The 7,007-nt window shown below is 71.5% G+C and carries 6 protein-coding genes and 1 pseudogene; 4 read left to right on the top strand and 3 right to left on the bottom strand.

Annotation, left to right across the window (positions count from 1 at the left end; genetic code table 11):
* Together ACXJLU_RS32180 and ACXJLU_RS32175 are read right to left on the bottom strand one after the other, a co-directional pair.
* Window positions 1–1,132: serine/threonine protein kinase (locus ACXJLU_RS32180; RefSeq protein ID WP_457337811.1), on the bottom strand; the 1,132-nt coding region annotated here is incomplete at its 3' end.
* A 31-nt stretch (window positions 1,133–1,163) separates the two neighbouring features.
* The gene (locus tag ACXJLU_RS32175; protein WP_073468480.1) at window positions 1,164–2,435 is read right to left on the bottom strand and encodes an EAL domain-containing protein; all 1,272 of its coding nucleotides are present in this window, start codon (window positions 2,433–2,435) and stop codon (window positions 1,164–1,166) included.
* Between the two features lie 99 nt (window positions 2,436–2,534).
* Here ACXJLU_RS32175 and ppnP point away from each other — a divergent pair, with 99 nt between their 5' ends.
* On the top strand, window positions 2,535–2,849 hold the full coding sequence (gene ppnP, locus ACXJLU_RS32170; protein ID WP_457337810.1) for a pyrimidine/purine nucleoside phosphorylase: 315 nt from the start codon (window positions 2,535–2,537) through the stop codon (window positions 2,847–2,849).
* 24 nt (window positions 2,850–2,873) lie between these two features.
* Here ppnP and ACXJLU_RS32165 read toward each other — a convergent pair whose 3' ends face one another.
* The gene (locus ACXJLU_RS32165) at window positions 2,874–3,593 is read right to left on the bottom strand and encodes a glycine-rich domain-containing protein (RefSeq protein ID WP_457337809.1); all 720 of its coding nucleotides are present in this window, start codon (window positions 3,591–3,593) and stop codon (window positions 2,874–2,876) included.
* A 75-nt stretch (window positions 3,594–3,668) separates the two neighbouring features.
* Here ACXJLU_RS32165 and ACXJLU_RS32160 point away from each other — a divergent pair, with 75 nt between their 5' ends.
* From ACXJLU_RS32160 to ACXJLU_RS32150, 3 genes and pseudogenes are all read left to right on the top strand, one after another.
* Window positions 3,669–4,205 carry a putative pterin-binding protein gene (locus tag ACXJLU_RS32160; RefSeq protein ID WP_457337808.1) on the top strand — a complete coding sequence of 179 codons (537 nt, stop codon included), beginning with the start codon at window positions 3,669–3,671 and terminating at the stop codon, window positions 4,203–4,205.
* A 29-nt stretch (window positions 4,206–4,234) separates the two neighbouring features.
* Window positions 4,235–6,442: an ATP-binding protein gene (locus tag ACXJLU_RS32155; protein ID WP_457337807.1), complete on the top strand. Its 2,208-nt coding sequence runs from the start codon at window positions 4,235–4,237 to the stop codon at window positions 6,440–6,442.
* Window positions 6,443–6,492: 50 nt separating this feature from the next.
* Window positions 6,493–7,007: pseudogene (locus ACXJLU_RS32150) on the top strand (hypothetical protein); the annotation flags it as partial.

Raw genomic sequence — 7,007 nt, 5'->3', positions numbered from 1 at the left:
GTGCCTGCACCACCGGCGCCGCAGCGGCACCCGCCGCCCGTTGCGCACCCGCGCCCTGCGCCGGCGCGGCAGCGACCGGCTGCGTCGCCGCGACCGTCGGCTGGAACACCGTGGCCTGCCCGTCGATCGGCTGCGTCGGCGACCACGCCGCCTGCACCTGCTCGCGCGACACCGGCTGCGTCGCCTCGCCGTCGGCGAGCGGCCGCTCCGGCGGCACCAGCTTGCCATCGAGCGCATCGCGGAATTGCGCAACGTTCTGCGGCCGGTGGCTCGGCCGCACCGCCAACGCCCAGTCGATCGTGCGCAGCAGCGGCTGGCCGATCGTGCCGCGCTGCACTTCGTCGAGCTGCGCGAGCGGCTTGGCATCGTCGTGCACCGCGCGCGCAGCCGACGGCACCGGCGGCCGCCCGGTGATCACGAAATGCAGCACCGCGCCGAGCGCGTACAGGTCGGTCCACGGCCCCTGGCGCAACTGGCCGACATCGGCGTACTGCTCGATCGGCGCGTAGTTGGGCTTCAGGATCGCCGTCAGCGTCTGCGTGCGGTCGCCGATCACGCGCCGCGCGGCGCCGAAATCGAGCAGCACCGGCAACCCGGACGGCAGCAGCAGGATGTTGTCGGGCGCGATGTCGCGGTGGAACACGTCTTCGTCGTGCAGCACCTGCAGCGCGCCGAGCAGCGGGTCGATCACGCCGCGGATCCAGGCATCGCTCGGCACACCGGCGAGCGCCTTGCGTTCTTCCTTCAGCGTGCGGCCGGCGTAGTACGGCATCACCATGTAGGCGGTGCCGTTGGCTTCCCAGAAGCGGTAGACCTTGACCAGCGACGGGTGGTCGAAGCGCGCGAGCAGCTTGGCCTCGTTGACGAACGAGCGCAGCCCGATGCCGAAGGTCTCGAGGTGCGCCTGCGAGCGCAGCGACACCTGCTCGCCGTCGCCGCGCGCGGCCATCGCGGCGGGCATGTACTCCTTGATCGCGACCTGGCGCTCCAGCGCATGGTCCATCGCGAGGTAGACGATGCCGAAGCCGCCGACACCGAGCACGCGCAGGATCTCGAACTCGCCGAGCCGGGTGCCGGGACGCAGTGCGCCCTGGTCGTCTTGAAGGCCCGCGCTGCCGGTCGGTGTGCTCATCGGGGCAGTTTACCCGGCGACTTCGGCCGCTTCATCCGGCCTCCTGCCAGGTGACGTCGCCGCACACCACGTTCAGTTCGTCGCCGATCCGGAACGCGACCGACACCGTCACGCAAAGGTGCGCGCCATGCAGCGTGCGGTAGGGCCGCGTCACCTGCACCCGCCCCACCGCCTCGATCGCGCGGCGGTAGTACGGCCGGCGTGCCCAGCGCGCGCCCTGCGTGTTGCGCATCGGCTCGAAGGCCGGCTGCTCGCGCTGCGGCCGGCTCGCGGCCCAGTGGTTGATGCCGATCTGCCGCGCGTCCGCCCCCAGCAGGTAGCCGACCTCCGCGCCCGGCAGTGCGAGGAACGAGGCCAGCGACTCCTCCATCGAGCGGCCGGCGGACAGCAGCGCCGACGCATACCCGATCGCGTTGGTGTATGGGCCGATGTGCTCGCGCTGCGCGGTGTGCTCGTCCATCCAGCGCGATTCGAACGCGTCCCACAGGTTCTGCAGCGCGGGTGGCGTGTGGTGGGCGGGCACCATGCGCGCCTGCGGCTTCGCGAACAGGAAGCCCTGCACGAAATCGGCATCGGCCTCGAGCGCGACGAAGGCCTCGTCCTGCGTCTCGACGCCCTCCATCAGCACCAGCGCGCCGCACTGGTGCAGCAGCGAGGTCATCTGCGTGACGACGCGGCGCGCGCGCCGGTCGTGCGCGGCCCGCGCGACCAGGCTGCGGTCGAGCTTGACGATGTCGGGCTGGATGCGCCACACGCGGTCGAAGTTGGAATGCCCGGCCCCGAAATCGTCGAGCGCCAGCAGGCAGCCGCGCCGGCGGGCCAGCGCGACGGCGGCATCGAAATCGTCCTCGTCGGAGACGGCGTCTTCCAGCACCTCGATCACCAGCCGGTGCGGCTCCAGTCCGCTGTGCGCCATCAGCGCGGCCTGGAAGCCGTCGGCATCGAGCCGCGGCCCCTGCAGGAAGACCTGCGGGTGCATGTTGCAGAACAGCCAGTGCGCCGGCCCGGCCTGCTCGGCGAAGTTCAGCATGTGCACCAGGCGCGACGCCCGGTCGCGCAACAGCGCATCGGCGAGCGAGCCGTCGCCGCGCAACGCGTGGGCCGGTGCGAGCGGCATGCGCTGGCCGTCGACCGCGCGCAGCAGCGCCTCGTGGCCGACCGGGCGGCCGTGCGACAGGCTGTAGATCGGCTGGAAGTGGCTGTGCAGCGTCAGCCCGCCGACCTGCGACACCCAGGCCTCGCCGTCGCGGCGCACGGTGTCGCACAGCGACGAAAAACCGGCTTCGGCCGCGGTGTCGGTCATGGAACGAAGAGAGATGGCGGGGTTGCGGGGCGGAAGCAAGGATCAGACCGCCCCGGCCCTTAAACTCGCCCGCTCCTACTTCCAGCAAATGAGCTGACCATGCCCACCGACAAGATCACCGCCACCATCTCCACCCGCGCCAACGTCTACTTCGATGGCAAGTGCGTCTCGCACGGCATCGAACTGGCCGACGGCAGCAAAAAGAGCGTCGGCGTGATCCTGCCGTCGGCGTTGCGCTTCACGACCGGCGCGCCGGAGGTGATGGACATCGTCGAAGGCGCCTGCCGCATCCGACTGGACGGCAGCGAGACCTGGCAGTCGTACGGCGCCGGCCAGTCGTTCCCGGTGCCGGGCCAGTCGGCCTTCGACATCGAGGTGACGAGCACGATGCACTACATCTGCCACTTCGGCTGACGATACCGCGTGGCCGGGCCAGGCTCAGTCGCCGCCCCCGCCGCCGCAGCCACCGCCATCTCCTCCACCGCCGCCGTCCCCGCCATCGGCACTGCTGCCCGAGCCATCGCTCGAGTCGCTGCCTGACCCGCACGAGCCTCCGCAGCTGATGTCGCTCGCGCAATGCGTGCTGCCGCGGTCGGCGCCGAGCAGGCTGCAGTCGGGCACGTAGCGGTAGCCGTCGGGGATCGCGAGCGCTGCGTCCAGCGCGAACAGCATCGGCAGCCGGCCCGCACGCTGCGGGTCGAGCCCCTCTTCCTTGCAGCTCCAGAACCAGGCGCGGCGCAGGCCCGCCTTGCGATCGCCATCGGGGCCGGCGGGCACCAGCGCCTGCGCCGGCGTGTGGTGCAGCATGCGGCCGAACGCGCGCCGGCAGAACGCATCATAGGCGCGGGTGTGCAGGATGAACTCGTGCCACAGCGCGTCGACGACGCGCGACGGCATCGCGACGAACGCGCCACGCGAGCGCGCACAGGCGACGAAGAACTGCCGCAGCCCACGCTCCACGTCGGCCAGCGCCTGGTCGTCCAGCCCGGGATACAGGCCGCGCAGCTTGCCGCGCAGGAAGCCCGGGAAGGCCTGCTCGCGGATCACCCGCAGCCCGGATCGCTCGCGCCAGGCCGCCCAGGCACGGCGCGCGAGCCACACGCCGAGCGTGCCGGCGACGGCGATGAAGAACACCCGGCTCACGGAGGTCGATGTCATCGGCTTGCAGTATGCCGGCCCGTGATGACGGGTCACGAGGGGGTCACGACGTGAAACCAATGCAGAATCCGTCAGATGGGACGACCGGGACATGGGGGGAGACATTGGCGGACACGCTGGGCCTGCGCGCTGCTCGCCGCGGCCGGCCTGCTGGCGGCCGGCGCGGTGCGTGCGGCCGACGCGGCCCCCGAGGGCAAGCCGCTGCTGACGATCGCCGGCAGTATCCAGCAGCGCAACGGCCCCGATGGCCTGTCGTTCGACCTGGCCGCGCTGCAGAAGCTGCCGCAGCAGAGCTTCTCGACCCGCACGCCGTGGTACGCCAAGCCGCGCAAGTTCACCGGCGTGCGGTTGCGCGACCTGCTGGCCGCCGCCGGCGCGCAGGGCCAGGTGGTGCGGGCGGTGGCGCTGAACGACTACAAGGTCGACATCCCGATCGAGGATGCCGCGGCCAGCGACGTGATGGTGGCCTGGCTGCTCGACGACAAGCCGATGCCGGTGCGCGACAAGGGGCCGCTGGTCATCATCTACCCCTTCGACGACCAGCCCGAGTTGCGCACCGCGGTGCACTACGGCCGTGCGGTGTGGCAGCTGCGGCTGCTCGAGATCCGATGACCGGGGCCGCCGCTTCAGACGCCTTGCCGGTGACCCCGCCCCGCCGCGGCTGGCTCGTGATGCTGGCGACCACGCTGGTGCTCGCGCTGCTGGCCGCCGTCTACGTGCAGTGGCGCCAGTACAACCTGCTCGACAGCAGCGTGCACTATCAGAACGACGCGCTCGGCTGGAGCTTCTTCCAGCTGGAGACCGAACACCTGCGGCTGCGCAACCAGATGCACGAGGCGCTGGCCGACCTGTCGCTCGCGCAGTCGCATGCCGCGGCGCCCGAGGCGCTGCAGAACCGCTACGACATCTTCGTGAGCCGCATCAGCCTGGTCGATCACGACCGCGCGGCGCGCATCATGCCCGACCACGGCATCTACACGCAGGCGATGCAGCAGGTGCGCGCCTTCGTCGACGAGGCCGACCGCTACCTCGGCGAGAAGCCGGCGGCCCCGCTCGACGCCGCCGCGCTGCGTCAGCTGCTGGTGCGGCTCGACGGCCTGAGCGTGCCGCTGCACGACCTGTCGCTCGGCGCCTCGCACCTGCTGTACGAACGCGTGTCGCAACGCAATGCCGCGGTGCGCACGCAATCGCAGCTGAGCCTCGGGCTGACGCTGTTCCAGTGCGTGCTGCTGATCGCGTTCGCGTTGATCGTGCTGCGGCAGTTCCGCGGCCTGTCCGATCGCGGCGAGCGGCTGCAGGCGCTCGCCGACAACCTCGCGGTGGCCCGCACCGAGGCCGAATCGGCCAGCCGCGCGAAGAGCGTGTTCCTGGCCAACATGAGCCACGAGATCCGCACGCCCTTCCACGGCATGCTGGGAATGATGTCGCTGCTGCAGGACACGCCGCTGTCGACGCAGCAGGCCGGCTTCCTGACCACCGCGAAGGAGTCGGCGAACCACCTGCTCGCGATCCTGAACGACATCCTCGACATCTCGAAGCTGGAGTCGGGCAACCTGCAGGTCGCGCCGCAGCCGCTGGACCTGGTGGCGATGCTCGGCCAGGTCGATGCGCTGATGCGCGTGCAGGCGCATGCCAAGGGCCTGCAGCTGCAGGTCAGCATCGCGCCCGACGTGCCGCCGTGGGTGCGTGCCGACGCGACCCGGCTGAAGCAGATCCTGTTCAACCTGCTGAGCAATGCGCTGAAGTTCTCGAACGCCGGCATGGTGAGCCTGGCGGTGACGCGGCATGCCGACGGCGCGCTGCTGTTCAGCGTGGTCGACACCGGCATCGGCATGGATGCCGCGATGCTCTCGCGCTTGTTCCAACGGTTTTCGCAGGGCGACGACACCACCTCGCGCCGCCATGGTGGCGCGGGCCTCGGGCTGGAGATCTCGCGCAGCCTGGCGCGGCTGATGGGCGGCGACATCGCGGTCACCAGCCAGGCGGGCGTCGGCAGCCGCTTCGTCGTGAGCCTGCCGCTGCCGGCGATCGATGCGCCGGCCGGCATGGCACCCGGCCTGGCCGCGAACGGCGCGGCCACCGTGCGGCCGATGCGCGTGCTGGTCGCCGAAGACCATCCGGTGAACCGCGCCTACCTCGAGGCGGTGCTCGACAAGCTGGGCCACCAGGCGGTGTTCAGCGAGAACGGCGAGCAGGCGGTGCGCGCGGTGCAGGCGCAGGAGTTCGACGTCGTGCTGATGGACCTGCACATGCCGTTGATGGACGGCTTCGCGGCGGCGCGGGCGATCCGCGCGATGCCGCCCCCGAAGGGCGAGCTGCCGATCATCGCGCTGACCGCCGATGCGTTCGAGGAATCGCAGGAACGCGCCCGCCAGGCCGGCATGAACGGCTTCCTGACGAAGCCGGCGCACCTGCCGCAGCTGCGCGAGGTGCTCGGCCGCTACGGCCAGCACGCGACGCCGCTGTTCACGCCGATCGACGGCGGCGCACCGGCCGCATCGGCATCCGCGCTCGACCAGGCGACGGTCGACAACGTCAGCGTCGCGCTCTCACCGGCCAAGTACGCCGAGCTGCTGGGTCGCTTCTTCAGCCTGCACAGCGGCACGCTGCAATCTCTGCGGCAGACCCAGGGCCGGCGCGACCACGACAGCATGCGCAGCCAGGCGCACGCGCTGAAGGGCGCCGCACTGAGCCTGGGCCTGCGCAGCGTGGCCGACACCGCGACGCGGCTGCAGGAGGCCGCGGCAGAGGGCTCGACGACACCGGTCGAGCCGCTGCTCGACGAGCTGGACCGGCACATGGGCATCACCCGCGACCTGTGCGTGAAGCTGGGGCTGCTGGCGGGTTGACGCACCCCCCATGCATGTTCCAATCGGGGATTACCGATCTGGAACCCACCATGGCCACGCTGAAACTGAAGAAAGTCGCGGGCAAGTCCGCCCCCGACAAGCCGGCGCGTGCGCCGCTGCGTGGTGCCGGGTCCGGCGTGCAGAAGCGGCCGACGCTGGCGCAGGCCCAGGCCGAGCGCGCCGAGCGCGAGGCGCGCTACCAGGAGCAACTGCGGCAGCGCTTCGGCGACCAGCCGCCGGCCGAGTTCGCGCGCCGGGGCGAGCCGCCGGTGTCGCGTGGCAGGGCCGGTGACAGGCCTGACGACAGGACCCGTGACAGAACCGACAACAGAACCGACAACAGAACCGACAACCACCGGCCCCGGCCGACCGGCCCGGCCACCGCGCGCCGCGACGAAGCGCCGATGCAACGCCCGCGCCGCGACCCGTTGCCGCCGGCCCGCCGCAGCGAGCCCGCTGCGCAGCGGGGCGGTCCCAACACCAATACCAACACCGCGTTCGGCCGGCCGCCGCAGCCCGGCGGGCCGTCGGGCCCCCGCGACACCTCGTCGCGCAACCCGACCCC

The organism is Rhizobacter sp. P5_C2 (genome assembly GCF_054049715.1).
The sequence above is the reverse complement of the archived record's forward strand: the minus strand, read 5'-3'. Positions and strand labels throughout refer to the sequence as shown.